The sequence below is a fragment of the Cronobacter sakazakii genome (assembly GCF_000982825.1).
Classification (GTDB): Bacteria; Pseudomonadota; Gammaproteobacteria; order Enterobacterales; family Enterobacteriaceae; genus Cronobacter; species Cronobacter sakazakii.
On the sequence record NZ_CP011047.1, the window covers coordinates 4,071,863 to 4,096,680 of the forward strand.

The 24,818-nt window shown below is 56.3% G+C and carries 19 protein-coding genes; 12 read left to right on the plus strand and 7 right to left on the minus strand.

Annotated features, from left to right (window positions below; genetic code table 11):
* The first annotated feature begins 3 nt into the window (after positions 1-3).
* The 5 genes from kdpD to potE all read left to right on the plus strand — a co-directional run bounded on the left by kdpD (position 4) and on the right by potE (position 7,565).
* Positions 4-2,688 carry a two-component system sensor histidine kinase KdpD gene (gene kdpD, locus CSK29544_RS19345; protein WP_007900482.1) on the plus strand — a complete coding sequence of 895 codons (2,685 nt, stop codon included), beginning with the start codon at positions 4-6 and terminating at the stop codon, positions 2,686-2,688.
* Positions 2,685-3,362: a two-component system response regulator KdpE gene (gene kdpE / locus CSK29544_RS19350; protein WP_004387168.1), complete on the plus strand. Its 678-nt coding sequence runs from the start codon at positions 2,685-2,687 to the stop codon at positions 3,360-3,362. The genes kdpD and kdpE overlap by 4 nt, the downstream gene beginning before the upstream one ends.
* Positions 3,363-3,684: 322 nt before the next feature.
* Entirely contained in the window at positions 3,685-3,789 is a 105-nt protein-coding gene (gene speFL, locus CSK29544_RS23980) for a leader peptide SpeFL (RefSeq protein WP_015386889.1), read from the plus strand.
* Between the two features lie 267 nt (positions 3,790-4,056).
* A complete protein-coding gene (gene speF, locus CSK29544_RS19355) occupies positions 4,057-6,252 on the plus strand; it encodes an ornithine decarboxylase SpeF (protein WP_007900483.1) in 2,196 nt (731 codons plus the stop codon).
* Complete coding sequence (potE, locus tag CSK29544_RS19360) at positions 6,252-7,565, plus strand: putrescine-ornithine antiporter (protein ID WP_015386890.1); 1,314 nt, start codon at positions 6,252-6,254, stop codon at positions 7,563-7,565. The genes speF and potE overlap by 1 nt, the downstream gene beginning before the upstream one ends.
* A gap of 75 nt (positions 7,566-7,640) precedes the next feature.
* Here potE and pgm read toward each other — a convergent pair whose 3' ends face one another.
* Together pgm and seqA are read right to left on the minus strand one after the other, a co-directional pair.
* The gene (pgm, locus tag CSK29544_RS19365) at positions 7,641-9,281 is read right to left on the minus strand and encodes a phosphoglucomutase (alpha-D-glucose-1,6-bisphosphate-dependent) (RefSeq protein WP_007900486.1); all 1,641 of its coding nucleotides are present in this window, start codon (positions 9,279-9,281) and stop codon (positions 7,641-7,643) included.
* A gap of 24 nt (positions 9,282-9,305) precedes the next feature.
* On the minus strand, positions 9,306-9,857 hold the full coding sequence (gene seqA, locus CSK29544_RS24410; RefSeq protein ID WP_007900487.1) for a replication initiation negative regulator SeqA: 552 nt from the start codon (positions 9,855-9,857) through the stop codon (positions 9,306-9,308).
* Positions 9,858-10,040: 183 nt separating this feature from the next.
* On the opposite strand from seqA, the gene ybfF reads away from it, so the two are divergent.
* The 5 genes from ybfF to CSK29544_RS19395 all read left to right on the plus strand — a co-directional run bounded on the left by ybfF (position 10,041) and on the right by CSK29544_RS19395 (position 13,587).
* Complete coding sequence (ybfF, locus tag CSK29544_RS19375) at positions 10,041-10,808, plus strand: esterase (RefSeq protein ID WP_007900490.1); 768 nt, start codon at positions 10,041-10,043, stop codon at positions 10,806-10,808.
* Positions 10,809-10,936: 128 nt separating this feature from the next.
* Positions 10,937-11,218, plus strand: coding sequence for a LexA regulated protein (gene ybfE / locus CSK29544_RS19380; RefSeq protein ID WP_004387174.1), 282 nt, complete (start codon positions 10,937-10,939; stop codon positions 11,216-11,218).
* Positions 11,219-11,379: 161 nt separating this feature from the next.
* Positions 11,380-11,910, plus strand: a complete 531-nt coding sequence (fldA, locus tag CSK29544_RS19385; protein WP_004387175.1) for a flavodoxin FldA — start codon at positions 11,380-11,382, stop codon at positions 11,908-11,910.
* 290 nt (positions 11,911-12,200) lie between these two features.
* The gene (gene fur, locus CSK29544_RS19390; protein WP_004387176.1) at positions 12,201-12,653 is read left to right on the plus strand and encodes a ferric iron uptake transcriptional regulator; all 453 of its coding nucleotides are present in this window, start codon (positions 12,201-12,203) and stop codon (positions 12,651-12,653) included.
* Between the two features lie 322 nt (positions 12,654-12,975).
* A complete protein-coding gene (locus CSK29544_RS19395) occupies positions 12,976-13,587 on the plus strand; it encodes a helix-turn-helix domain-containing protein (RefSeq protein ID WP_007865711.1) in 612 nt (203 codons plus the stop codon).
* Positions 13,588-13,639: 52 nt separating this feature from the next.
* On the opposite strand, the gene CSK29544_RS19400 is transcribed toward CSK29544_RS19395, so the two are convergent.
* The 5 genes from CSK29544_RS19400 to nagE all read right to left on the minus strand — a co-directional run bounded on the left by CSK29544_RS19400 (position 13,640) and on the right by nagE (position 22,526).
* On the minus strand, positions 13,640-16,291 hold the full coding sequence (locus CSK29544_RS19400) for a beta-N-acetylhexosaminidase (protein WP_007900500.1): 2,652 nt from the start codon (positions 16,289-16,291) through the stop codon (positions 13,640-13,642).
* A 56-nt stretch (positions 16,292-16,347) separates the two neighbouring features.
* Positions 16,348-17,742, minus strand: coding sequence for a chitoporin ChiP (chiP, locus tag CSK29544_RS19405; protein ID WP_007900502.1), 1,395 nt, complete (start codon positions 17,740-17,742; stop codon positions 16,348-16,350).
* A 442-nt stretch (positions 17,743-18,184) separates the two neighbouring features.
* On the minus strand, positions 18,185-19,852 hold the full coding sequence (gene glnS / locus CSK29544_RS19410) for a glutamine--tRNA ligase (RefSeq protein ID WP_007900504.1): 1,668 nt from the start codon (positions 19,850-19,852) through the stop codon (positions 18,185-18,187).
* A 106-nt stretch (positions 19,853-19,958) separates the two neighbouring features.
* Positions 19,959-20,375, minus strand: a complete 417-nt coding sequence (locus CSK29544_RS19415; protein ID WP_004387181.1) for a lipoprotein — start codon at positions 20,373-20,375, stop codon at positions 19,959-19,961.
* A gap of 126 nt (positions 20,376-20,501) precedes the next feature.
* A complete protein-coding gene (gene nagE / locus CSK29544_RS19420; protein ID WP_007900507.1) occupies positions 20,502-22,526 on the minus strand; it encodes an N-acetylglucosamine-specific PTS transporter subunit IIBC in 2,025 nt (674 codons plus the stop codon).
* A 317-nt stretch (positions 22,527-22,843) separates the two neighbouring features.
* On the opposite strand from nagE, the gene nagB reads away from it, so the two are divergent.
* On the plus strand, positions 22,844-23,644 hold the full coding sequence (gene nagB, locus CSK29544_RS19425; protein ID WP_007670385.1) for a glucosamine-6-phosphate deaminase: 801 nt from the start codon (positions 22,844-22,846) through the stop codon (positions 23,642-23,644).
* A gap of 21 nt (positions 23,645-23,665) precedes the next feature.
* Positions 23,666-24,814: an N-acetylglucosamine-6-phosphate deacetylase gene (gene nagA, locus CSK29544_RS19430; protein ID WP_029039333.1), complete on the plus strand. Its 1,149-nt coding sequence runs from the start codon at positions 23,666-23,668 to the stop codon at positions 24,812-24,814.
* Positions 24,815-24,818 lie beyond the last annotated feature (4 nt).

A 24,818-nucleotide genomic window follows, 5' to 3' on the forward strand; every position in this document is an offset into this window, starting at 1 on the left:
CTCATGACCGAAGAGCCGATGCGTCCCGACCCGGACCGCCTGCTGATACAGACGCAGGGCCGGACGCGCGGAAAACTCAAAATCTTCTTCGGGGCCTGCGCAGGCGTAGGGAAAACCTACGCCATGTTACAGGAGGCTCAGCGCCTGCGGGCGCAGGGGCTCGATATCCTGGTGGGCGTGGTGGAAACCCACGGCCGCCAGGAGACCGCGGCGTTACTTGAGGGGCTGGCTATCCAGCCCCTTAAGCGTATTCATCACCGGGGCCGCGTGGTGCAGGAGTTCGATCTCGACGCGGCGCTTGCCCGTAACCCGGCCCTGATCCTGATGGACGAGCTGGCGCACAGCAACGCGCCTGGCTCACGCCACCCGAAGCGCTGGCAGGATGTCGATGAGCTGCTCGACGCGGGCATCGACGTCTTTACCACCGTTAACGTCCAGCACCTGGAGAGCCTCAACGACGTGGTGGGCGGCGTCACCGGCATTCAGGTGCGCGAAACCGTGCCCGACCCGATTTTCGATGCGGCCGATGAAATCGTGCTGGTGGATCTGCCGCCGGACGATCTGCGCCAGCGGTTGCATGAAGGCAAAGTGTACATCGCAGGCCAGGCGGAGCGCGCCATCGAGCATTTCTTTCGCAAAGGCAATCTTATCGCGCTGCGCGAGCTGGCGCTGCGCCGTACCGCCGACCGCGTGGACGACCAGATGCGCGCCTGGCGCGACCGCCAGGGCCAGGAGAAAGTGTGGCACACGCGCGACGCCATCCTGCTGTGCATCGGCCAGGGCGCGGGCAACGAAAAACTGGTGCGCACCGCCGCGCGTCTGGCGGCGCGGCTCGGCAGCGTCTGGCATGCGGTGTATGTGGAGACGCCGCGCCTGCACCAGCTACCGGAAACATCACGCCGCGCGATTCTGAGCGCCCTGCATCTCGCCCAGGAGCTGGGCGCGGAAACCGCCACCCTCGCCGATCCGGTCGAGGAGAAAGCCGTGCTGCGCTACGCCCGCGAGCATAACCTCGGCAAAATCGTCATCGGGCGGCGCAATAAACGCCGCTGGTGGAGCCAGGATACGTTCGCCGAGCGGCTCGCGCGCCACGCGCCGGATCTCGACTTGCTGATTGTCGCGCTGGACGACAAGCCGACGCCCACCACCGCCAAAGCCGCCGATAACCGCCCGTTTATGGAGAAATGGCGGGTACAGTTGCGCGGCTGCGCGGTAGCGGTAGCGCTCTGCGCGCTGATTACGCTGGTGGCGCACCAGTGGCTTATCGCGTTTGACGCCGCCAACCTGGTGATGGTCTATCTGCTGGGCGTGGTGCTGGTGGCGCTGTTTTATGGCCGCTGGCCGTCGGTGGTGGCAACCATTATCAACGTGGTGAGCTTTGATCTCTTTTTTATCGCGCCGCGCGGCACGCTGGCGGTCTCTGACGTCCAGTATCTGCTTACCTTCGCGGTGATGCTGAGCGTCGGGCTGATTATCGGCAACCTGACCGCGGGCGTGCGCTACCAGGCGCGCATCGCGCGCTATCGCGAGCAGCGCACCCGCCATCTTTATGAGATGTCCAAAGCGCTGGCGGTGGGCCGCAGCGCGCGCGATATCGCAGCCACCAGCCAGCAGTTTATCGCCTCCACCTTTCACGCCCGCGGCCTGCTGCTGCTGCCGGACGAACACGGCAAACTGCAAGCGCCGCAGCCGCTCGCGGAAATCACCCCGTGGGATGAAGCCATCGCCCGCTGGAGCTTCGATAAAGGCTTGCCTGCCGGCGCGGGCACCGACACCCTGCCCGGCGTGCCGTATCAAATTTTGCCGCTGCGCACCGCCGGGAAAACGCTCGGGCTGGTAATTGTCGAGCCCGGAAATCTGCGCCAGTTGATGATCCCCGAGCAGCAGCGGCTGCTGGAAACCTTCACGTTACTGGTGGCAAGTGCTCTTGAGCGGCTCTTTCTGACCGAGAGCGAAGAGCAGGCGCGGCTCGCCAGCGAGCGCGAACAGCTGCGCAATTCATTGCTGGCGGCACTCTCTCATGATCTGCGCACGCCGCTGACGGTGCTGTTCGGCCAGGCGGAGATCCTGACGCTTGATCTGGCAGCCGAAGGCTCAAAACACGCGCCCCAGGCGAGCGAAATCCGCCAGCATGTACTGAACACCACAAGGCTTGTGAATAATTTGCTGGATATGGCGCGCATTCAGTCGGGCGGCTTTAACCTGCGCAAAGAGTGGCTGACGGTGGAAGAAGTGGTGGGCAGCGCGCTCAAGATGCTGGAGCCGGGTCTCGGTGGGCGGCATATCGAACTCAGCCTTAGCGATCCGCTCACCCTCATCCATGTTGACGGGCCGCTGTTTGAGCGCGTGCTGATTAACCTTCTGGAGAACGCCGCCAAATACGCAGGGCCACGGGCGCAGACAGGCGTGCGCACGAGCTGGCGCGACGACCGGCTCGATCTGGAAGTCTGGGATAATGGGCCGGGTATTCCGGCTGGTCAGGAACAGGCTATCTTTGCTAAATTCGCTCGCGGCAATAAAGAATCCGCTATCCCCGGCGTCGGTCTGGGGCTTGCCATTTGTCAGGCGATTGTCGAGGTGCACGGCGGCGAGATTTACGCCCGTAACCGCCCGGAAGGCGGCGCGAGTTTTCATGTGCTGCTGCCTAACGAAACGCCCCCGGAACTGGATATCCACGAGGTCATGTGATTAGCGTTCTGATAGTCGAAGATGAAAAAGAGATCCGCCGCTTTCTGCGCACCGCGCTTGAGAGCGAAGGGCTGCGCGTCTATGACGCCGAAACCCTCCAGCGCGGGCTGATTGAAGCCGCCACCCGCAAGCCCGATCTGGTGATCCTCGATCTCGGGCTGCCGGACGGCGACGGCATCGATTTTATCCGCGACTATCGGCAGTGGAGCCAGACGCCAGTGATTGTTCTGTCGGCGCGCAGCGACGAGCAGGACAAAATCGCGGCGCTCGATGCCGGTGCCGATGATTTTCTCGCGAAACCGTTCGGCATTGGCGAGCTTCAGGCGCGGCTGCGCGTAGCCCTGCGCCGCCACGGGAGTGCAAGCCAGAGCGATCCGGTGGTGCGCTTTTCCGACATTACAGTCGATCTGGCCGCAAGACGCATCACGCGCGGCACGGAGGAGATCCACCTGACGCCAATTGAGTTTCGCCTGCTGGGTGTGCTGCTGAATAACCCTGGCAAGGTACTGACCCAGCGACAGCTGTTAAGCCAGGTGTGGGGGCCGAACGCGGTCGAGCACAGCCATTATCTGCGTATCTATATGGGCCATCTGCGCCAGAAGCTCGAAAGCGATCCGGCGCGCCCGCGCCATCTGTTGACTGAAACCGGCATCGGCTACCGGTTTATGCTTTAACGCTGACGCCGCGTCACGCCTGGCGCGGTTTTAAATATCCCCGCTTTTTATTCTGAATAGCTTTGCACTCCTTCCTTATTTTTATTCATTTATTATTTTCTCTTTAGTCTAAATAAGAAGGGTTTTCGGCCCAAATAAAATGAACACCGTTTATTAACCAGAGACTTACATCTTTACAACCGACAGCGATCTACTCTACATTATGCATAAATGACGACTATTTATTTCTGGTTCAGCGCGTTTTTGTTGATCCTTTTCACAGATTAACCTCTCATCCTGGATAAAATGACCACGCTTTCAATTACTGAAAGGTAATAATCACATGGAAAATAATAATCGGTTTATGCCACATATCAGGCGGACGACCCATATTATGATGTTCGCCCACCGCAACTGCTTTGACTTCCACCTTTTTAACGCCCGCTAGCGTATTGCGCTGCTGCGCGCCGCTTATTCCTGAGAAAGAGCCTAACGCTGTTCATTAACAGGTAACTGCTTGGGAATGCGCGCGCGCTTTTGCCACAACCCTTTGTAATACCGGCATAACGCCGGGTGGGGGTTGTCTGGCCTAAAAAGAGCAAATCTTCTCTACTGCCTTTTAGAGGCAGCGGGAATATGTTGCCCGACATTTATCTTGAGCAATTTTCCGCGAGGAAAAGTGGCGGGATTGCTTTGCCTGAAATAAGGAAACATCATGCAAGCATTAAAAATTGGCGTCAGTCGTTTATGCCCGGACTGTTTTTCAACAGACCGCACGACGATAAATATTCACGAATCTGACTATATTGATATCGCCGCGGCGGTGATGACCGTCAGCGATATTTACCTGGGTCTTATCGATGAAATAGAAATGACCGGATTTGGTATTCCGGTGTTTGTGGTGTGCCAGCCTGAAGAGCGGGTGCCGGCGGAGTATTTGCCACGCGTTGCGGGCGTCTTCGAAGACAGTGAAACGTACCGCGAACACTATGGTCGCCAGCTTGAGGCCGCCGCACAGAAATATGAAACCGCGCTGCGCCCGCCGTTCTTTCGCGCGCTGGTGGATTACGTCAGCCAGGGCAACAGCGCGTTTGACTGCCCAGGCCATCAGGGCGGTGATTTTTTCCGCCGCCACCCCGCGGGGAATCAGTTCGTCAGTTTCTTCGGCGATACGCTATTTCGCGCCGATCTGTGCAACGCTGACGTGGCGATGGGGGATTTGTTAATCCACGAAGGCGCGCCCTGCCTCGCGCAGCAGCACGCCGCAGCGGTGTTTAACGCCGATAAAACCTACTTTGTGCTGAACGGCACCTCTTCGGCCAATAAAGTGGTGCTTAATGCGCTGCTGGCACCGGGCGATCTGGTGCTGTTTGACCGTAATAACCATAAATCGAACCATCACGGCGCGCTGTTGCAGGCGGGCGCGACGCCGGTTTATCTGGAAACCGCGCGTAACCCGTACGGGTTTATCGGCGGGATCGACGCGCATTGTTTCGACGAGCGCTACCTGCGCGAGCGGGTGCGGGAAGTGGCTCCTGCGCGGGCCGCAGAAAAGCTCCCGTTCCGCCTGGCGGTTATTCAGCTCGGCACCTATGACGGCACGATTTATAACGCCCGTCAGGTCGTGGATACGCTCGGGCCGCTGTGTGACTACCTGCTTTTTGATTCCGCATGGGTCGGCTATGAGCAGTTTATTCCGATGATGGCCCCTTGCTCGCCGCTGCTGCTGACGCTTAATGAAAACGATCCGGGCATTCTCGTCACGCAGTCGGTGCATAAACAGCAGGCCGGGTTTTCGCAGACCTCGCAAATCCATAAAAAAGATAGCCATATCAAAGGGCAACCGCGTTATGTGTCGCATAAGCGCATGAATAACGCCTTCATGATGCACGCCTCCACCAGCCCGTTTTATCCGCTCTTCGCGGCCCTGGACATTAACGCGCGGATGCACGAGGGCGAGGCCGGACGCCGGATGTGGATGCGCTGCGTGGAACAGGGCATTGACGCCCGCAAGATGATTTTTGAAAACTGCCGCGCCATTCGCCCGTTTGTTCCGACGACCGTCGATGGCCGCCCGTGGCAGAGCTATGAGACGGCGGAGATAGCCGCTGATTTGCGCTTTTTCCACTTCGAGCCCGGCGAGCGCTGGCACGCTTTTGAGGGCTACGCGCCGCACCAGTACTTCGTCGATCCGTGCAAGCTGCTGCTCACCACGCCGGGGATTAATACCGACACCGGCGAGTATGAGGCTTTCGGCGTGCCCGCCGCCGTGCTCGCAAGCTACCTGCGCGAAAACCACATCATCCCGGAGAAATGCGATCTCAACTCGATTCTGTTCCTGCTGACGCCCGCCGAGGAGATGAGCAAGCTGCAACAGCTGGTGGCGCAACTGGCGCGCTTTGAAGCGCTGCTGGAGCGCGACGCGCCGCTCGTCGACGTGCTGCCCTCGCTCTTTAAACAGCACCAGGTGCGCTACGAAGGCTATACGCTGCGACAGCTCTGCCAGGAGATGCACGACTTTTACGCCAGCCGTAACGTTAAACAGCTGCAAAAAGAGATGTTCCGCAAAGCGCATTTCCCGCGCGTCGTCATGAGCCCGCAGGCGGCCCACCAGGCGTTTATTCGCGGCAATATTGAACTGGTACGGCTTGAACAGGCCGAAGGGCGTATCGCGGCGGAGGGTGCGCTCCCCTACCCGCCCGGCGTGCTGTGCGTGGTGCCCGGCGAAATCTGGGGCGGCGCGGCGCTGCATTACTTTCAGGCGCTGGAAGAAGGGATCAACCTGCTGCCGGGCTTCGCGCCGGAATTGCAGGGCGTCTATGTCGAAACCTGCGATGGCCGCCATCAGGTCTGGTGTTACGTGGTCAGTGAAAACCCTGCCTCGCAACCCCGTACAGAAGGAGCGTTATGATGAGCAAATCCAACAAAATGGGCGTTGTGCCGCTGACTATCCTGACCATGGTCAACATGATGGGCTCCGGTATTATCATGCTGCCGACCAAACTCGCCGAAGTGGGGACGATTTCGATTATCTCATGGCTTGTGACCGCCGTCGGCTCGACAGCGCTCGCCTGGGCGTTTGCCAAATGCGGGATGTACAGCCGTAAATCGGGCGGCATGGGCGGCTATGCGGAATACGCCTTCGGCAAATCCGGCAACTTTATGGCGAACTACACCTACGGGGTGTCGCTGCTTATCGCGAACGTGGCCATCGCTATTTCGGCGGTCGGCTACGGCAGCGAGCTGTTCGGCGCGGCCTTAACGCCGGTGCAAACCGGGATCGCCACCATCGGCGTGCTGTGGATCTGCACCGTCGCTAATTTCGGCGGCGCGCGTATTACCGGCAAGCTCAGCAGCGTGACCGTCTGGGGGGTGATCATTCCGGTGGTCGGGCTGTCGGTCATCGGCTGGTTCTGGTTCAGCCCGACACTGTATGCCGCCTCATGGAACCCGCATCACGTGCCGTTTTTCGATGCGGTCGGATCGTCAATCGCCATGACGCTGTGGGCCTTTCTGGGGCTGGAATCGGCCTGCGCCAATACGGAAGTAGTGGAAAACCCGGAGCGCAACGTGCCGATTGCGGTGCTCGGCGGCACGCTGGGCGCGGCGGTGATTTATATCGTCTCAACCAATGTGATTGCGGGCATTGTGCCGAACCTGGATCTGGCCCACTCCACCGCGCCGTTCGGGCTGGCGTTCGCGCAGATGTTTACGCCGGGCGTCGGGAAAATCATTATGGCGCTGATGGTGATGTCCTGCTGCGGCTCGCTGCTCGGCTGGCAGTTCACCATCGCCCAGGTGTTCCGCTCCTCCGCCGATGAGGGCTATTTCCCGAAAGTCTTTTCCCACCTGAGCCGCGCGGAAGCGCCGGTCAAAGGGATGCTGACGATTGTGATTATCCAGAGCGGGCTGTCGCTGATGACCATCAGCCCTTCGCTTAACAAGCAGTTTAACGTGCTGGTGAACCTGGCGGTGGTAACGAATATCATCCCGTATATTCTGTCGATGGCGGCGCTGGTGATTATTCAGCAGGTGGCGAAAGTGCCGCCGCGTAAGGCGAAACCGGCGAATCTGGTGGCGCTGCTCGGGGCGATTTACAGCTTCTACGCGCTCTACTCGTCAGGCGAGGAGGCGATGCTGTATGGCGCGATAGTCACCTTTATGGGCTGGACGCTGTACGGGCTGGTGTCGCCGCGCTTTGAGCTGACCAATAAACACAGTTAATGAGCGGCATGACGATGAAAACAAAACGGCAACCCGAAGGTTGCCGTTTTTCGCGTCTCCTGTTCAGGAGCGCATTCAGGCGTTTTTCAGCACTTCACTGACGATTTCCACCGCTTCTTTCTCGATCTGCTTGCGGTGTTCTTCACCGAGGAAACTTTCGCAGTAGATCTTGTACGCGTCTTCGGTGCCGGAAGGACGCGCCGCGAACCAGCCGTTCTCGGTCATCACTTTCAGGCCGCCGATAGCCGCACCGTTGCCCGGAGCGGCAGTCAGACGCGCGGTGATGGGGTCGCCTGCCAGCGTACTGGCGCTGACCATTTCCGGAGAGAGCTTCGAGAGCGCCGCTTTCTGCGCGGAGGTCGCGGAAGCCTGTAGACGGTTGTAGCTCGGCGCGCCGAAACGCGCGGCCAGTTCGTCATAGTGCTGCTGCGGGTTTTTACCGGTTACGGCGGTGATTTCCGCCGCCAGCAGGCACATGATGATGCCGTCTTTATCAGTGGACCACGGCGTGCCGTCAAAGCGCAGGAAAGACGCGCCCGCGCTCTCTTCGCCGCCAAAGCCAAAGCTGCCGTCGTAGAGACCGTCAACAAACCATTTAAAGCCAACCGGCACTTCCACCAGCTTACGGCCCAGCGCGTCCACCACGCGGTCGATCATCGCGGAGGAGACCAGCGTTTTGCCAACGGCCACATCCTGACCCCACTGCGGACGATGCTGGAACAGGTAGTTGATCGCCACCGCCAGATAGTGGTTCGGGTTCATCAGGCCCGCAGGCGTGACGATACCGTGACGGTCGTAGTCCGGGTCGTTCGCGAACGCCAGGTCGAACTTATCACGCAGCGCCAGCAGACCGGCCATCGCCGATTCCGAGGAGCAGTCCATGCGGATTGCGCCGTCTTTATCGAGGTGCATAAAGCGGAAAGTCTGATCCACCTGATCGTTAACGATGGTGAGATTGAGCTTGTAGTGCTCCGCGATGCGCTTCCAGTATTCGATACCGGAGCCGCCGAGCGGATCAACGCCAAGCTTCAGGCCCGCTTTCTGGATAGCGGCCATATCAACGATTTCTGCAAGCCCCTCGATAAACGGCTGCACCAGGTCTTTTTCCTGAATGCGGCCGCTCGCCCAGGCCTCGTCCAGAGAGATGCGTTTCACCTCTTTCAGGCCGTTCGCCAGCAGTTCGTTAGCGCGGTTTTCGACCACTTTGGTGACGTTGGTGTCTGCCGGGCCGCCGTTAGGCGGGTTGTATTTGATGCCGCCGTCGTCCGGTGGGTTGTGCGACGGGGTGATGACGATGCCATCGGCCTGCGCGCCGCCGCGTTTGTTATGCTCAAGAATGGCATTCGAAACCGCAGGCGTCGGCGTATAACCGTTGTTCTCCTGCACGATGATATCGACGCCGTTGGCGGCCAGCACTTCCAGCACGGAGATAATCGCAGGCTCGGAGAGCGCGTGCGTATCTTTACCGACATAGCACGGCCCGGTGATGCCGTTTTTCGTACGCTCTTCGGCGATCGCCTGGGCTATCGCCAGAATGTGCGGCTCGTTAAAGCTGTGGCGCGCGGCGCTCCCACGGTGGCCGGACGTACCGAACTTGACCGCGTGTTCCGCATTACCCACTTCCGGCTTCAGCACGTAGTACTGCGCGGTGAGCTGGGCGACGTTGATTAAATCACTCTGTTGTGCAGGCTGTCCCGCACGGTTATTGACTGCCATGGCCTGGTCCTTCTGACGCAAGAGTTAAATGGTGCCGCAAACCTTCTCAATCAATTCCGCCGGGAACTGCATGGTCTGCATGATGTGTTCAATCATGCTGCATTTGCGGCCTGTATTCGTATTCGTAATCACCCAGTACGGTGTGCCCGGCACGTGGCGGGGTTTCGTCTGGTTGCCACTTTGCAGCAGCGTTTGCTCGTCACCGGCGAAATAGACGCGGGTACGGCCGTGTAACGACTCGGTCGCTTCGGCAAATGCGTTTGCATCCAGTGAATAGAGTGTAGACAGCACCAGCATAAAACGATTGACCGCGCGTTTTTGTTCGGCGTATTCATCCGATAACAGCAGTTCACGCATGGCTCGCACGCGGTCGCGCGCCGAGTTCACTGGCTTTTCAGGCTCAGCGGCGGGCGCAACAGTGGCGGGAGTCTCTGCTTTGGCGGGTGTAGCGGCTAATGGCGAGGAGGCGGAAAATTTCAACATGCGCCGTAAAATGTCGGACGCGCTTTCGCCAATATGCAGGGTGTGGCTGGCAATGTAGCGATACAGCTCGTCATCAACTTCAATCGTTTTCATCTTAATCCAGTGCGATATCTTTTCTGAATACAAGTCGTTGGGAGTATAAAGTTAAAACCCAACAGCGGATAGCGTCAAACCAGGAAGGCCGCAAAAGTCGGAATTAACTGGAACCTTGCAGCCGGGCGGCAGAATGGTCAACATGATAACCTAACCTGTCAGTCGCCAAAAAAGAACTTTGCCATGAAATTAAATATCCGCACGCAATCTGCGCAACAACCGACTCAAAATACACCGATTGTGTTAATTCACGGGCTGTTTGGCAGCCTGGATAACCTGGGCGTGCTGGCTCGCGATCTGGTGGACGATCATGACGTTGTGCAGGTTGATTTGCGAAACCACGGGCTTTCCGGGCGCAGCGAGACGATGGATTATCCGGCGATGGCGCAGGATATTCTCGAAACGCTGGATGCGCAGGGGCTGAATAAGGTGATTCTTATCGGTCATTCAATGGGCGGCAAAGCGGCAATGGCGGTGACCGCGCTTGCGCCAGATCGCATTGAAAAGCTGGTGGCGATTGATATAGCGCCTGTGGATTATCAGGTGCGCCGTCACGATGAAATATTCAATGCGGTGAACGCGGTGAGCGACGCGGGCGTTACCTCACGCCAGCAGGCGGCGGAGATTATGCGCCAGCATATCCGCGAGGAAGGCGTGGTGCAGTTTCTGCTGAAATCGTTTGTCGATGGCGAGTGGCGCTTTAATGTGTCGGTGCTGTGGAGCCAGTATTCGCATATCGTCGGCTGGGAAACGGTGCCTGCCTGGCACGGCCCGGCGCTGTTTATTCGCGGCGGCGCGTCGCCTTATGTGGAAGAAGCGCACCGCGAGGCGCTGCTCTCACAGTTCCCCAAAGCCCGCGCGCATGTGATTGCGGGCGCAGGCCACTGGGTGCATGCCGAAAAACCGCAGGCGGTGCTGCGCGCGATTCGTCGTTTTCTGGAAACTGATTAAAAACAGACCGACCGGCGCCGTCGCGCGCCGGATGCGTTGGCGCGCTTCGCTCCCTGATGTATGATGGCGCGCTGAAATACCGCCGGGCTCCGCCACGGCAGCCTGTTTCCCCTGTCTATACTCATACCATGGCAAAAGAACAAACGGACCGCACAACGCTCGATCTCTTCGCGGATGAACGCCGTCCGGGCAGACCGAAAACCAATCCGCTGTCGCGCGACGAACAGCTGCGCATCAATAAGCGCAACCAGCTTAAGCGTGACAAAGTTCGCGGGCTTAAGCGCGTGGAGCTGAAGCTGAACGCCGACGCGGTAGACGCGCTGAACCATCTCGCGCAGGCGCGCAATATCAGCCGCAGCGAGCTGATAGAAGCGATGCTGCTCGCGCAGCTGAAAGCCTTGCAGGAGTAAGGTCTGGTCTGAATTTTACCCAAAAGGACCGGGCAATGTAGCAGAGAGTGCACCCGGTGCCTGATAGCGTTTCCGCACCTTCTTCTGTTCTGCTATGATTGCCCTATCTGTGGGCGTTATGCCAGCACCATCACATTTAGATTCAAGAGGTTATTCTTCTTATGGCAATCGTAGGCATCTTTTTCGGCAGCGACACCGGCAATACCGAAAATATCGCAAAAATTATCCAGAAACAGCTCGGGACTGACGTTGCTGAAGTGCATGACATTGCTAAAAGCAGCAAAGAGGATCTGGAAGCATTCGATATTCTTCTGCTTGGCATCCCGACCTGGTACTACGGCGAAGCGCAGTGCGACTGGGACGACTTCTTCCCGACGCTCGAAGAAATTGACTTTAACGGCAAGCTGGTGGCGCTTTTCGGCTGCGGCGACCAGGAAGATTACGCAGAATATTTCTGCGACGCGCTGGGCACCATTCGCGACATCATCGAGCCGCGCGGTGCGACCATTGTTGGCCACTGGCCGACCGAAGGTTACCACTTTGAAGCTTCTAAAGGCCTCGCTGATGACGACCACTTCGTTGGTCTCGCGATTGACGAAGATCGCCAGCCGGAGCTGACCGCCGAACGCGTTGAAAAATGGGTCAAACAGGTGTCCGAAGAGCTGCATCTGCAGGAAATCATCAACGCCTGATGATAAGCGGCGCGGGCACCGTTCCGCGCCGTTTGATAGATAAAAGCAATGAAAATAATTGCTACAAATTTTTAACTTTCCCTCACTACGCTGTACAATGGCTTTCTTAATTATCAGGCTCTCCACGTGAAAAACGCTGGCTGGCCCACGATTTTTAAGCTCTTTTTTGCCGGACGCTTGCGGTTTTCATTTAGGCATGTCAGTTCTATAATGAGACGCATTCATCTTCGGCGTATCCGATGTATCGCTCCCTTCCGGAGCGAGTCGTTAAGCAACAGGACAGATTCCGCATGACTGACAACAATACCGCATTAAAGAAGGCCGGCCTGAAAGTCACGCTTCCTCGATTAAAAATCCTCGAAGTGCTGCAGGAACCGGTCAATCATCATGTCAGTGCGGAAGACCTCTATAAGCGTCTGATTGACATGGGTGAAGAGATTGGCCTTGCCACGGTCTATCGCGTACTTAACCAGTTCGACGATGCCGGCATCGTCACTCGTCACAACTTTGAAGGCGGTAAATCCGTTTTCGAGCTGACGCAACAGCATCATCACGATCACCTGATTTGCCTCGATTGCGGCAAAGTGATCGAATTCAGTGATGATTCTATTGAAGCGCGTCAGCGTGAAATCGCCACGCGCCACGGCATCCGCCTGACCAACCACAGCCTCTATCTGTACGGTCACTGCGCCGATGGCGACTGCCGCGAAAATGAACACGCCCACGAGGCTGGCGGGAAATAACGCTCGCTATACTGCATTATCCCAGGCCGACATTTGTCGGCCTTTTTATTGCCTGAACCCCCTTTAACAAAAATATAGATGTATTTTTTTAGATAAAATTTGAAAACTGGAGTGTTTTAATACAGCGCACAATGCTTAATTAAACCACATATATTTTTTTAAATCGAAATTCAGAAAAGATAAATATCTTTATCACTCAATCGGTTAGAGATGAGATTATCCCTGTTTTTCCTTTTCTGTTCTCTGCCCCTTATTGCAGCCATAAAAAAGCATCCATTAAGATACAGCAACGATTTAATTTTATTTTATTAAGGTAACCAACATGGTCTTACCCCCTAAACCGCTTGCTGAGATTTACCGTATTGCGGATATTTTTAATAGCTACGGCAACTGGTCTCGTGCAGAGAAAAATACGCTGATCCCGCTTCGGGACGGGGAGATCTGCATCATTCGTGGCGGTCAGTTCTCTCTGATGCGCCAGAGTGACAGGCTGTTGCTGGAAAAAAGCAGCGCACCCTCTGTGCTGGGACTGGCGAGGAATTTAGGCAAAACTCAATTCGCCAAATTACAGGCTGATTCCGAATGCCATTACCAGTTAATTCCTTTTGATTATTTCATTCAGGAAATTGAGAAAAATCACTGCCAGTTACATCTGCTTATTTTGTCCTCATGGTTTATTAATATGCTTTGCTATCGCGAAGAAATTATGATGGGAAGAAACAGCTACAGCATGATTAAAGCGAATATCGATTGTCTCGCGACAATGGATGAGTTCATGCGTAACCGGATTAACGTGGCCGACTATATCGTTAAAAAAACCAATCTTTCCCGCAGCATGGTGATGAAAACCCTTTCTCAGTTGCGCGGTGCGAAAAATATTGAGATAAGCAAAGGCAAACTGGTTGCGGTTCACCATCTGCCTGAATCGCTGTAGAGCGCGCGCCCGTTCATAAGAAAGCCAGCCCGGAGGCTGGCTTTTTATTGCGTTAGGGCTGTACGTTATCCACACGGCTGTAACGTTTACCGTCGCTGCTGACGCTTCGTACCTGTACGGCACCCGTCACGCGTGGCGGCTTCGCATCGTCGTAGCGCTGCCAGTGCGCGCCGCCATCAGTGGAGTATTCCATCGCGACACCTGGCAGACTGACGTTCATCTGCAACACGCCGTCGTGAATGCGCGCGCCCGGCACCGGCAGGCGGAATTGCACGCCCGCTTTTTCAAGCTTCGGCAGCTCACGGCTGCCCGCCAGGTTCGCAAAGCGCGTCCAGTCATCATGCAGCGCTTTTACATCCACCTGATGGGTTTCGCCGCCTTTATATTCGCGACCAGCCTGATAATCCTGCTCCCAGGCCGCGCGATGCCAGGCGCGTTCAGCTACAGCTAACAGACGCGGGTACATCATGTACTCCATTTGTTTATCGGTGCGCACCACTTCGCTCCAGAGCTGCGCCGAGAGTCCATACGCGCCTGGCCAGGGTTTGTCCGACTTAGCGCTGAACGCGTTGCCGTCGCGATCGACGGATGTCTCGGCGTTTTGCGGGAGGTTATCCGGCGCGAAGCTGAAAATCTTACGTTCGTCGCTAAAGCGTGTGCCCCAGTAATAGCCGCTCTCCGCCGGATTCACTTCATTCGGGAAATCGAGGTAGACGTAATCGGGGTTAGAAACCACCACGCGGAAACCTTTATTCGCCCAGTCGTTCGCTGTATCAAAGCCTCCCCAGTAGAGCGTATCCCAGAAGTTGACGTTAACGTGCGAGGTGGCGAAAGCGCTCGCGTCTTTCGCGTCCTTAAGCCCGTCCTGCCACGCCTGCATAGTGTCGATGCCGTGCGCTTTGACTAGTTTGCTCACTTCCACGCCAAAATAGCTGGAGAGGTGCTCGACATCAGCGACGACACCGTCCTGCACCATTTTCTGACACACCGGCGAGCGCGCCCAGGGCTTGTCCTGACGGCTCTGATCGATAATCCCCTTCCCGGCCTCCGGTTTCGCTTTATCCGTATAACCCGCGCCGAGATAGATATTTTTCGCCTCATCGCCGCCAAAATGCCAGGTGGTGAGCGGCTGTCCGGCCTCTTTATGCATCTGCTGGATCTCGCCAATCACTTTATCGACAAAGCGGCGCGAGGAGTCGAGGCACGGATTGAGATAGCCGGTGCGGTTGTAGTACTGCACGCCAGTGGTGACGGACGTATCTTTCGGGTCGAGCAGGCGATACTGGTTTGCCTCTTCGGTTTTACCCGCTTTCTGCAGCCTGTCGTAGCGCGCTTCCATCGCAATCACCGCCGCGCGGGCATGTGCGGGCATGTCGATTTCCGGGATCACTTCTATCTGGCGCGCGGCGGCATATTTCACAATCTCAATATAATCCGCGCGGGTGAAGTAGCCGCTGCCGTTGTTGTTCGTATCTGGCCCGGAGCCGAGCTGCGGCAGCAGGCAGGTTTTTTCGCTGAGATCGTGACAGCGCTTCGCCCCTACATCGGTCAGTTCCGGCAAGCCCGGTATTTCAATACGCCAGCCTTCGTCATCGCTCAAATGAAAGTGGAATTTATTGAGCTTATAGGCCGCCATCTGGTCAAGCAGGCGCAGCACAGCGGCTTTGGTGTGGAAGTTGCGTCCCACATCGAGTTGAATGCCGCGATAATCAAAACGCGGCGCGTCCTGCGCATCGAGCGTGGCGATTTGCTTCGCGCCCTCAGCCGGGATCAGCGACAGCAGCGATTGCAGCCCGTAAAAGACGCCCGCGCGGTCATAGCCGGTAATCGTCGTCTCTTTTGGCCCGATATGCAGCTGATATGCGCCGGATACCGCCTCTTTACCACTAAAGGCGTGGCTGGCAATGGCTGTGCGTACCGGGTAGCCTGCATCAGTTTTTATACCGAGCAGCGCGAAACGGGCGAAAATCGCCTCCTGTGCGGGTTTCTCCAGCGCGGCAATATCGAGCTGAACGCCTTTTTCGAGAGAAACATTTTGCCCGTGTACTTTGACGTGCCGCGGCGTGGGCACGATCTGCCCGCGCAGGCGCTCTGCGTTCAGTGTTTTGACATCGCTGTTTTTATCAAACCGCGCTTCGGCGGTCATCAGGATATTTTTATCATCCGGCGTGCGCTTCCACTGATCGTTCAGCGGGCTGACAAAATCCGTCAGCGTTTCGGTATCGGTACTGGCGATAACCTTCGGCGCGCCGTCATCCGCCGTGACATACCAACGCGGTAGCACGTCGGTGATAAAGAGTTGCCAGTACTCATTGATAATCGGGATCTCCACCGACGATTTCGCCGGGAAGCCGGTAAATTTATCCGTCGGTTCAAGCTTGTGGAGATCGCCCATCACGTGGGTCACTTTAAACTCATCGTTATCGACATTGAGGATCTGGCGAATGCTGTGAAACCAGATAGTCCAGTTTTTGTCGGTCACCGCGTCGCCCGGGTTGGTAAGCGTGATGACGGCTTTATTACATGACGCCCAGTCAGCGCCAAGCGCGGCGCAGTCTGTACCGTGCTGCGCGGCCTGGTTGTCAGTAATGGTGTAATTAATCCCAAACTGGCTGATGCTATCTGTCGTTGACGCCTGTGCGTTGGCACCGGTGAAAAGCCCCATCACCGCTCCCGCTAACATACTGACCTGTAACTTTTTCATCGATTTCTCCTTTTCACTGCCCTTGATGAAAGGCGCATCTGCGCGCCCCTGCGCAATCAGAAAATCGTGAACGGCGCCGTGACGATAAATTTCACGTCGCGTTCGTCCTGGAAGATGTTGCCGTAACCGCCGCCGTAGCTCGGGATGTCGGAATGGTTGTCGTATTGGGTGAAATGCAGCTTAAACATCGTGCCTTTGGCACGGCCATCCTGCAGGGTGTAAACCGCATCGAGGCTGTAAGCGGATTCTTTGAGGCGGTAGTTGGGATCGTAATAGCCGTCAGTGGTCGGCAGCGTAGAGGGTTTCGCATCCCAGGCATAAACGTATGACGCGCCCAGCGCAAACCCAGGCAGGTTCCAGTTTTTCAGGTCATACATCGCGCCGAAGAACACAGCTTTTTCGCCATCGGCGTTAAAATCGGAGCGGTTATCCCACCAGATATCCAGCCGTCCGTTGGAAGACGCATAAGTGGGCGTCATGCGCTGCAGAAAATAGCCCTGTTGCCCTTCGGCGCTCACCCAGGTGCCTTCCAGACGCAGATCAACCTGGCCAATTTTATAGCCAAATGTCAGCGCCTGGAGCCACGCGGTGCCGTCATAAATATCATTGACGCTGCCGTTACTGGCTTTGTCACGCGCGCCATAGAACTGATAACTGGTTGAAAGAGGATTGCCCGCAAGCGGGAAGTTGTAGCTCGCCTTGGCAAAGTATTGATCGATGTACCCTTCCGCCTGGCCAAAAGCCGCTTCGAGCACCAGCGAATTTTTAAAATCATATTTCGCGCCGATCGAGTGGAGATAATCGACCCGCGTGGTTCTGTCGTTCTGGTAGAACTTGTCCATCTCCAGATGCCACGGCGATTTATATTCGTTGGTCCACATGTACGAGAAGCTCAGCGCGCCCGCCTCGCCGTAGTCAAAATTCGCGCCCGCTTCAGCCCCTTGATATGTGCCGGGCATAAAGCTCCAGTGCGGCGCCAGCAGCGTCTGACCGGTGGGCTGCAACCAGCCAGCCCTCGCCCAGAGCGGGCCATATTTAAATTTACCGGCAGCTTTATAAAGGCTGATGCCGCTTTTATCGCCGGACCAGTCTTCGTCGTAGGCTTTGTTACTTGCGGAGAACGCGATTTCATTCGGGTGTCCGCTGTCGCCGTTTTCCGCCATTTCGATGGCCGTGAATGCGGCGATGTCGAGCCCAAACATATCGGCGGCAAACCCTGACTGGAAATCCAGGTTCGCGTTCCAGGTGGAGTGTGAGAGGTTGGTTTTATATTTGTCTTCCACGACATCTTTACGGTCGCGCTCGCGCTGCCAGTAATAGATGCCGCCGGTTAATGTGGAGTCATCAATAAAGCCTGCGGCGTGAACGGGCGGGCTACACAGGCCACCCAGTGCGGTAACGCTGGCGACAGCCAGCGCGACGCCACTACGTTTGTATCTCAACGAACGCATGTGAAATTCCTCTTTGACGTAAAAAAATTCGCAGCGCATATGGCGCATAAAACGAATGAAATAAAAAAATAAAAGTGCTGAAGGAGAACCCCCGAAACAGCCCCTCAAGACTATTTTTCGCGACGCGAATTATCAATCTAAATCCCCTGAATTTTCGTGGCTTTATGACACAGTGCACAAAATAATTTTCATTTTGAAACATTTTCAGAAGACAGCTTTTAATGCGGATAAAAGAAGAGGAATTAGTTAAAGCTATAAAATGAAAGCGATTTCATGCACATCAGCAGATGAAAATAGCAACATGAGGTTTTATGACGGGCTTGCGTTTAACAGGGAACATGTAGATTAATTCGCGTCGCGAATATTTTAATGCTGTTAACGCTTTGAATAGAAAGGCAAAAAAAACGCCGCGCAGAGGCGGCGTCTTGTAACAGGCAAGGTATTACTCGCCGATTTTAGCCCAGGTATCGCGCAGGCCAACGGTGCGGTTGAACACCAGTTTGTCACCGTTTGCATGGCGGCTGTCGAGGCAGAAATAACCTTCACGCTCAAACTGCCAGGCTTTACCCGCTTCAGCGTTTTTCAGGCCCGGCTCAGCGTAACCCTGCTTGATGACCAGCGAGTCTTTGTTGATGGTCGTGAGGAAATCTTCCGCCGCCCCCGGGTTTGGCACGCTGAACAGACGGTCATAGAGACGAATTTCAACCGGCAGCGCATGCGCCGCGCTGACCCAGTGGATCACGCCTTTGACCTTGCGACCGTCCGCCGGATCTTTACTTAGCGTTTCGGCATCGTAGGTGCAGTAGATAGTGGTGATTTCACCCGCGTCGTCTTTCTCCACGCGCTCGGCTTTAATCACATACGCGTTGCGCAGACGCACTTCTTTACCGAGCACCAGACGCTTGTACTGCTTGTTGGCTTCTTCACGGAAATCCGCGCGATCGATCCAGATTTCGCCGCTAAACGGTACGTCGCGGTTGCCCATTTCCGGTTTGTTCGGATGGTTAGGCATCGACACCATTTCGCTGTGGCCCTGCGGGTAGTTTTCGATAACCAGTTTCACCGGATCGATAACGGCCATCGCGCGCGGCGCGTTCTCGTTGAGATCTTCGCGAATGCAGGCTTCCAGCGCCGCCATTTCCACGGTGTTATCCTGTTTGGTCACACCGATACGCTTGCAGAATTCACGGATGGACGCGGCGGTATAACCGCGGCGGCGCAGGCCGGAAATCGTCGGCATACGCGGGTCGTCCCAGCCTTCGACGTGCTTATCGGTGACCAGCAGGTTCAGCTTACGCTTGGACATCACCGTATATTCCAGATTCAGGCGCGAGAATTCATACTGGCGCGGGTGAACCGGAATGGTGATGTTATCCAGTACCCAGTCATACAGACGGCGGTTGTCCTGGAACTCCAGCGTACAGAGCGAATGGGTGATGCCTTCCAGCGCATCGGAGATGCAGTGGGTAAAGTCGTACATCGGGTAGATGCACCACTTGTTGCCGGTCTGGTGATGCTCGGCGAACTTAATGCGGTACAGCACCGGGTCACGCATCACGATAAACGGCGAGGCCATATCGATTTTCGCGCGCAGGCACGCTTTGCCCTCTTCAAACCCACCGGCACGCATTTTCTCGAACAGCGCCAGGTTTTCTTCCACGCTGCGATCGCGGAACGGGCTGTTTTTGCCAGGCGCGGTCAGCGTGCCGCGGTATTCGCGGATCTGCTCCGGCGACAGCTCGTCAACGTAGGCCAGGCCTTTGTTGATAAGCTCAACGGCGTAGTTATAAAGCTGATCGAAATAGTCAGAGGAGTAGCGCACGTCGCCAGACCAGTGGAAACCCAGCCATTGCACGTCATTTTTAATCGACTCGACAAATTCCAGATCTTCTTTGACCGGGTTGGTGTCGTCAAAGCGAAGGTTGCACTGGCCCTGGTAGTCCTGCGCGATGCCGAAGTTCAGGCAGATAGATTTCGCGTGGCCGATGTGCAGATAGCCATTCGGCTCCGGCGGAAAGCGGGTGCAAATCGTGGTGTGTTTTCCAGACGCCAGATCTTCATCGATAATCTGGCGAATAAAGTTAGTCGGGCGGGCTTCTGCCTCACTCATCGCATATTCCTCAAAGCGTCAACATCGTTTAACGGCGTATGATCTTATAAGCAGAGGCGGGAAACAACCTTTAGTTACAGAAAATCCCGCCGCAGAGCACCGCATGTTACTGGCGGGCTTCAGCATACTGCGCCAGTCGACAACGCTCGGGCGTTCTGGCTTTGAGTAATTTGACTTGCGGCCTTAATGACTCGAGATTCCCTTCACGCGGCAGGTAGCCCGGCGCCTCAACGCACCAGCTCCAGGAATAGATCATCGTGCCGTGAAGAAAGAAGATCATGTTTTCCCATTCCGAAACGCGCGAGACGGAAACATGGCCGTTATTATCTGCGGTGAATTTCTCCGGCAACGGGTAATAGCCCGGCGGCATGCGGTGCGTTTGCAGCCAGAACGTGGCATGAGGAATGGGCTCGCCCTGCTCGTTCTGTATATCGACGTCAAGCGCGGGCCGGTGGGTCGCGTAGCGCGGGATGCAGCCACTTAACAGCACGGCGGCGAAAAGGACAAAAATAACCTGACGCATCTGATTCTCCTTAATCTCAGTGACCGCTACCCTACATGGCGTTACGCGGTGCGCGCCAGCCCCAAAAAAAGGCGAAAAAAAACGGCGGGAGTGTTCCCCCGCCGTTCAGGCATAACTCAGAAGTGATTATTTGCCTTTAATTTCATACAGCGCGCTCTGGCCTGCAACCACCGCGCCCTGCGCCTGGATAACCAGACCGCCGAAATCGTCAATGTTGCTGCACACGACCGGGCTGACCATTGAGCGCGCATTGGCGTTCAGGAAGTCCAGATCAAGCTCCAGCACCGGCTGGCCCGCCGTCACCTGCGCGCCCTCTTCCACCAGGCGTTTAAAGCCCTGGCCGTTCAGCGCGACGGTATCAATCCCCATATGCACCACGATCTCTGCGCCGTTCTCGGTTTCCAGGCAGAACGCATGGTTGGTGTTGAAGATTTTCACGATAGTCCCGGCCGCTGGTGCCACCACCAGCTTATCGGTGGGCTTGATGGCGACGCCATCACCGACCGCTTTGCTGGCGAAGGCTTCATCCGGCACCGCATCGAGCGCGACCACTTCGCCTGTCACCGGCGATACCAGCGCGGCGATGGTTTTTGCGTTAGCGACCGCCTGCGGCTTCACGACCGGTGCGACAGGCGCTGCGGTCTGCGCTTTTGGTGCGGAGGCATCGACATGGCCGGTGGTTTTCATCGCGTTGGCAATTTTTTCCGCCACGAAGCCGACGATGATTTGCACGCTGGTTTTGTTAAGGCGAATCACGCCCGTCGCGCCAAGGCGCTTAGCCATCGCTTCATCCACCAGCGCGGAATCTTTCACGTTCAGACGCAGACGCGTGATGCAGGCATCGATACCCGTCAGGTTATCGGAGCCGCCCACCGCCGCGATGTACTGACGCGCAAGACCCGCTGCATCTAGATCTTTCTCATCGCTGACGTTAACGTCCACACCGTCTGCTTCGCTGCCCGCCACGGCCAGCTCACGGCCAGGCGTCATCAGGTTGAATTTAGTGATAGTAAAGCGGAACACCACGTAATAGATGACGAAGAAGACCAGACCCTGCGGAATCAGCATGTACCAGTGCGTCGCCAGCGGGTTACGGGACGACAGCACCATATCCACCAGCCCCGCGCTGAAGCCGAAACCGGCAATCCAGTGCATCGTCGCCGCGATAAATACGGAGATACCCGTCAATACCGCGTGAATGACATACAGCACCGGCGCCACGAACATAAAGGAGAATTCCAGCGGCTCGGTAATGCCGGTAAAGAACGCGGCGAAAGCGCCCGCCATCATAATCCCCAGCACTTTGGCTTTATTTTCAGGACGCGCGCAGTGGTAAATCGCCAGCGCCGCGCCCGGCAGGCCGAACATCATAATCGGGAAGAAGCCCGCCTGATAACGGCCAGTGATACCGACCACGGCTTTACCGGATTCGATAGACTGCGCGCCGCCCAGGAAATTCGGGATATCGTTAATGCCTGCCACATCGAACCAGAATACGGAGTTCAGGGCGTGATGCAGGCCCACCGGGATCAGCAGACGGTTAAAGAATGCATAAACGCCCGCGCCGACCGAACCGAGCTTCTGGATCTGCTCGCCAAAGTCAACGAGACCGCCAAACACGACCGGCCAGATGTACATCATGATGAATGCCACAACAATCATCACGAAAGACGTCAGAATCGGGACCAGACGGCGGCCGCTGAAGAAGGACAGCGCTTTCGGCAACTCAACAGCGCTAAAGCGGTTGTACAGTTCGGCGGCAATAATCCCCACCATAATGCCCACGAACTGGTTTTTGATTTTACCGAAGGCGGCAGGCACCTGATCGGCCGGGATCTTCATAATCATGGCGACAGCCGCTGGCGAGCAGAGCGTCGTCAGCACCAGGAACCCGACAAACCCCGCCAGCGCCGCAGCGCCATCTTTATCTTTTGACATACCGTATGCGACGCCGACTGCAAACAGCACCCCCATGTTGTCGATGATTGCGGAACCGGACTGAATGAAGAAAGCCGCAAGCGCGTTGCCGCCGCCCCAGCCGGTCGGGTCAAGCCAGTAACCGACCCCCATCAGAATGGCTGCCGCAGGCAGCGTAGCCACAGGCACCATCAGCGCCCGGCCTACTCGTTGTAAATAACCTAAAATACTCACTTTTTCCCCCTATGAGACCCCGATGAGGCTCCAGCTAAGCAGTGTTTTTATTGTGCTACTAACTCTGAAACGCGGCGACACTTTGCATCAACCCTGAGTGTCTGCAAAATTAATTCGCCTCGCAAATTAAACGCGTCTTTTCTGTGATTTTTATCACCAAATATTGTTATTGTGCTTCCTTTCCTATGGCCTGAGTCGAAAACTTATTTTATCATTCAAAAAATCGAGACGGATTGCTTCCGCTTTCAGCGAACGGGTATACCCTTACACTGTGAGCCGTTTAATCCGCTCCTGTTTTCTAACTTCCGAGGTGAACAATGAGACTGATTCCGCTGGCTACGCCGCAGCAGGTTGGCAAATGGGCCGCCCGCCATATTGTTAAGCGCATTAACGATTTCAACCCCACCGCTGACCGCCCTTTCGTTCTCGGTCTGCCGACTGGCGGCACGCCGCTTGAAGCTTACAAGGCGCTTATCGAGATGCATAAAGCAGGCCAGGTCAGTTTCAAACATGTCGTAACGTTTAACATGGATGAATATGTGGGCCTGCCGAAAGATCATCCGGAAAGCTACCACAGCTTCATGTACCGTAATTTCTTCGACCACGTTGATATTCCCGAAGAAAATATCAACCTGCTGGATGGCAACGCGCCGGATATTGACGCAGAATGCCGCCGCTATGAAGAAAAAATTCGCGCCTACGGCAAAATTCATCTGTTTATGGGCGGCGTCGGCAACGATGGTCATATCGCGTTTAACGAGCCCGCGTCTTCTCTGGCCTCCCGCACACGTATCAAAACCCTGACGCACGATACCCGTGTGGCGAACTCGCGTTTCTTTGGCGGTGATGTGAATCAGGTGCCAAAATACGCGCTCACCGTGGGCGTTGGCACGCTGCTGGACGCGCAGGAAGTGATGATTCTGGTGCTGGGCCACGTTAAGGCGCAGGCGCTGCAGGCGGCGGTTGAAGGCAACGTTAACCATATGTGGACGATTAGCTGTCTGCAGTTGCACCCGAAAGCGGTTATCGTGTGCGATGAGCCTTCCACGATGGAACTGAAAGTGAAGACGCTGAAATACTTCACCGAGCTCGAAGCTGAAAATATCAAAGATCTTTAAGGACTGGTTACCGGGGGCATTATGTACGCATTAACCCACGGCCGGATTTACACCGGCCACGACATTCTGGATGACCACGCGATTATCATCGCCGATGGCCTGATTGAGCGCCTCTGCCCGCTGGCTGAATTGCCGGCAGGCATCGAGCAGCGCGATATGGGCGGCGCCATTATCGCCCCCGGTTTTATCGACGTGCAGTTAAACGGCTGCGGCGGCGTGCAGTTTAACGACACCGCTGAAGCGGTATCGATTGAAACGCTGGAAATCATGCAAAAAGCCAACGAGAAATCGGGCTGCACCAGCTATCTGCCAACACTCATTACCTGTAGCGACGCGCTGATGAAACAGGGCGTGCGCGTGATGCGCGAATACCTGTCGCGTCACCAGAACCAGGCGCTGGGCCTGCATCTTGAAGGCCCGTGGCTGAATATCGTTAAAAAAGGCACGCATAACCCGGATTTCGTGCGCCAGCCGGACGCAGAGCTGGTCGATTTCCTGTGCGAAAACGCCGACGTCATTACTAAAATCACCCTCGCGCCGGAACGCGTCGCGCCGGACGTTATCGAAAAACTGACCGCTGCCGGCATTGTGGTTTCCGCCGGGCACTCCAACGCGACGCTTAAGGAAGCGAAAAAAGGCTTCCGCGCGGGTATTCGTTTCGCCACGCATCTGTTCAACGCCATGCCTTATATTACTGGTCGCGAACCGGGGCTGACGGGCGCTATTTTTGACGAGCCGGATGTCTGGTGCGGCATTATCGCCGACGGCCTGCATGTCGATTTCGCCAACGTGCGTCTGGCGAAAAAAGTCAAAGGCGACAAGCTGTGTCTGGTGACGGACGCGACGGCCCCCGCAGGTGCCAATATTGATGAGTTCATTTTTGCTGGCAAAACAATATACTACCGCAACGGCCTGTGCGTGGATGAAAACGGCACCCTGAGCGGCTCGGCGCTGACCATGATCGAAGGCGTGCGCAACCTGGTTGAGCATGTCAATATCGCGCTGGACGAAGCGCTGCGTATGGCGACGCTTTATCCGGCTCGCGCCATGGGCGTAGCGCACCGGCTTGGCAGCATTGAAGCGGGCAAAGTGGCGAACCTTACCGCTTTTACCCGCGACTATAAAATCATCAAGACCATCGTTAATGGTAACGAGGTCGTTACTGAGTAAATAA

What these genes read in the sequence shown, in the direction of transcription:
- pgm (WP_007900486.1), bottom strand. Translation starts at nt 9,281, where the DNA reads ATGGCAGTCAATAACCGTGCGGGACAGCCTGCACAACAGAGTGATTTA.
- ybfE (WP_004387174.1), top strand. Translation starts at nt 10,937, where the DNA reads ATGGCAAAAGAACAAACGGACCGCACAACGCTCGATCTCTTCGCGGAT.
- speF (WP_007900483.1), top strand. Translation starts at nt 4,057, where the DNA reads ATGCAAGCATTAAAAATTGGCGTCAGTCGTTTATGCCCGGACTGTTTT.
- CSK29544_RS19400 (WP_007900500.1), bottom strand. Translation starts at nt 16,291, where the DNA reads ATGAAAAAGTTACAGGTCAGTATGTTAGCGGGAGCGGTGATGGGGCTT.
- potE (WP_015386890.1), top strand. Translation starts at nt 6,252, where the DNA reads ATGAGCAAATCCAACAAAATGGGCGTTGTGCCGCTGACTATCCTGACC.
- fur (WP_004387176.1), top strand. Translation starts at nt 12,201, where the DNA reads ATGACTGACAACAATACCGCATTAAAGAAGGCCGGCCTGAAAGTCACG.
- nagB (WP_007670385.1), top strand. Translation starts at nt 22,844, where the DNA reads ATGAGACTGATTCCGCTGGCTACGCCGCAGCAGGTTGGCAAATGGGCC.
- chiP (WP_007900502.1), bottom strand. Translation starts at nt 17,742, where the DNA reads ATGCGTTCGTTGAGATACAAACGTAGTGGCGTCGCGCTGGCTGTCGCC.
- speFL (WP_015386889.1), top strand. Translation starts at nt 3,685, where the DNA reads ATGGAAAATAATAATCGGTTTATGCCACATATCAGGCGGACGACCCAT.
- seqA (WP_007900487.1), bottom strand. Translation starts at nt 9,857, where the DNA reads ATGAAAACGATTGAAGTTGATGACGAGCTGTATCGCTACATTGCCAGC.
- nagA (WP_029039333.1), top strand. Translation starts at nt 23,666, where the DNA reads ATGTACGCATTAACCCACGGCCGGATTTACACCGGCCACGACATTCTG.
- CSK29544_RS19415 (WP_004387181.1), bottom strand. Translation starts at nt 20,375, where the DNA reads ATGCGTCAGGTTATTTTTGTCCTTTTCGCCGCCGTGCTGTTAAGTGGC.
- CSK29544_RS19395 (WP_007865711.1), top strand. Translation starts at nt 12,976, where the DNA reads ATGGTCTTACCCCCTAAACCGCTTGCTGAGATTTACCGTATTGCGGAT.
- glnS (WP_007900504.1), bottom strand. Translation starts at nt 19,852, where the DNA reads ATGAGTGAGGCAGAAGCCCGCCCGACTAACTTTATTCGCCAGATTATC.
- ybfF (WP_007900490.1), top strand. Translation starts at nt 10,041, where the DNA reads ATGAAATTAAATATCCGCACGCAATCTGCGCAACAACCGACTCAAAAT.
- kdpD (WP_007900482.1), top strand. Translation starts at nt 4, where the DNA reads ATGACCGAAGAGCCGATGCGTCCCGACCCGGACCGCCTGCTGATACAG.
- fldA (WP_004387175.1), top strand. Translation starts at nt 11,380, where the DNA reads ATGGCAATCGTAGGCATCTTTTTCGGCAGCGACACCGGCAATACCGAA.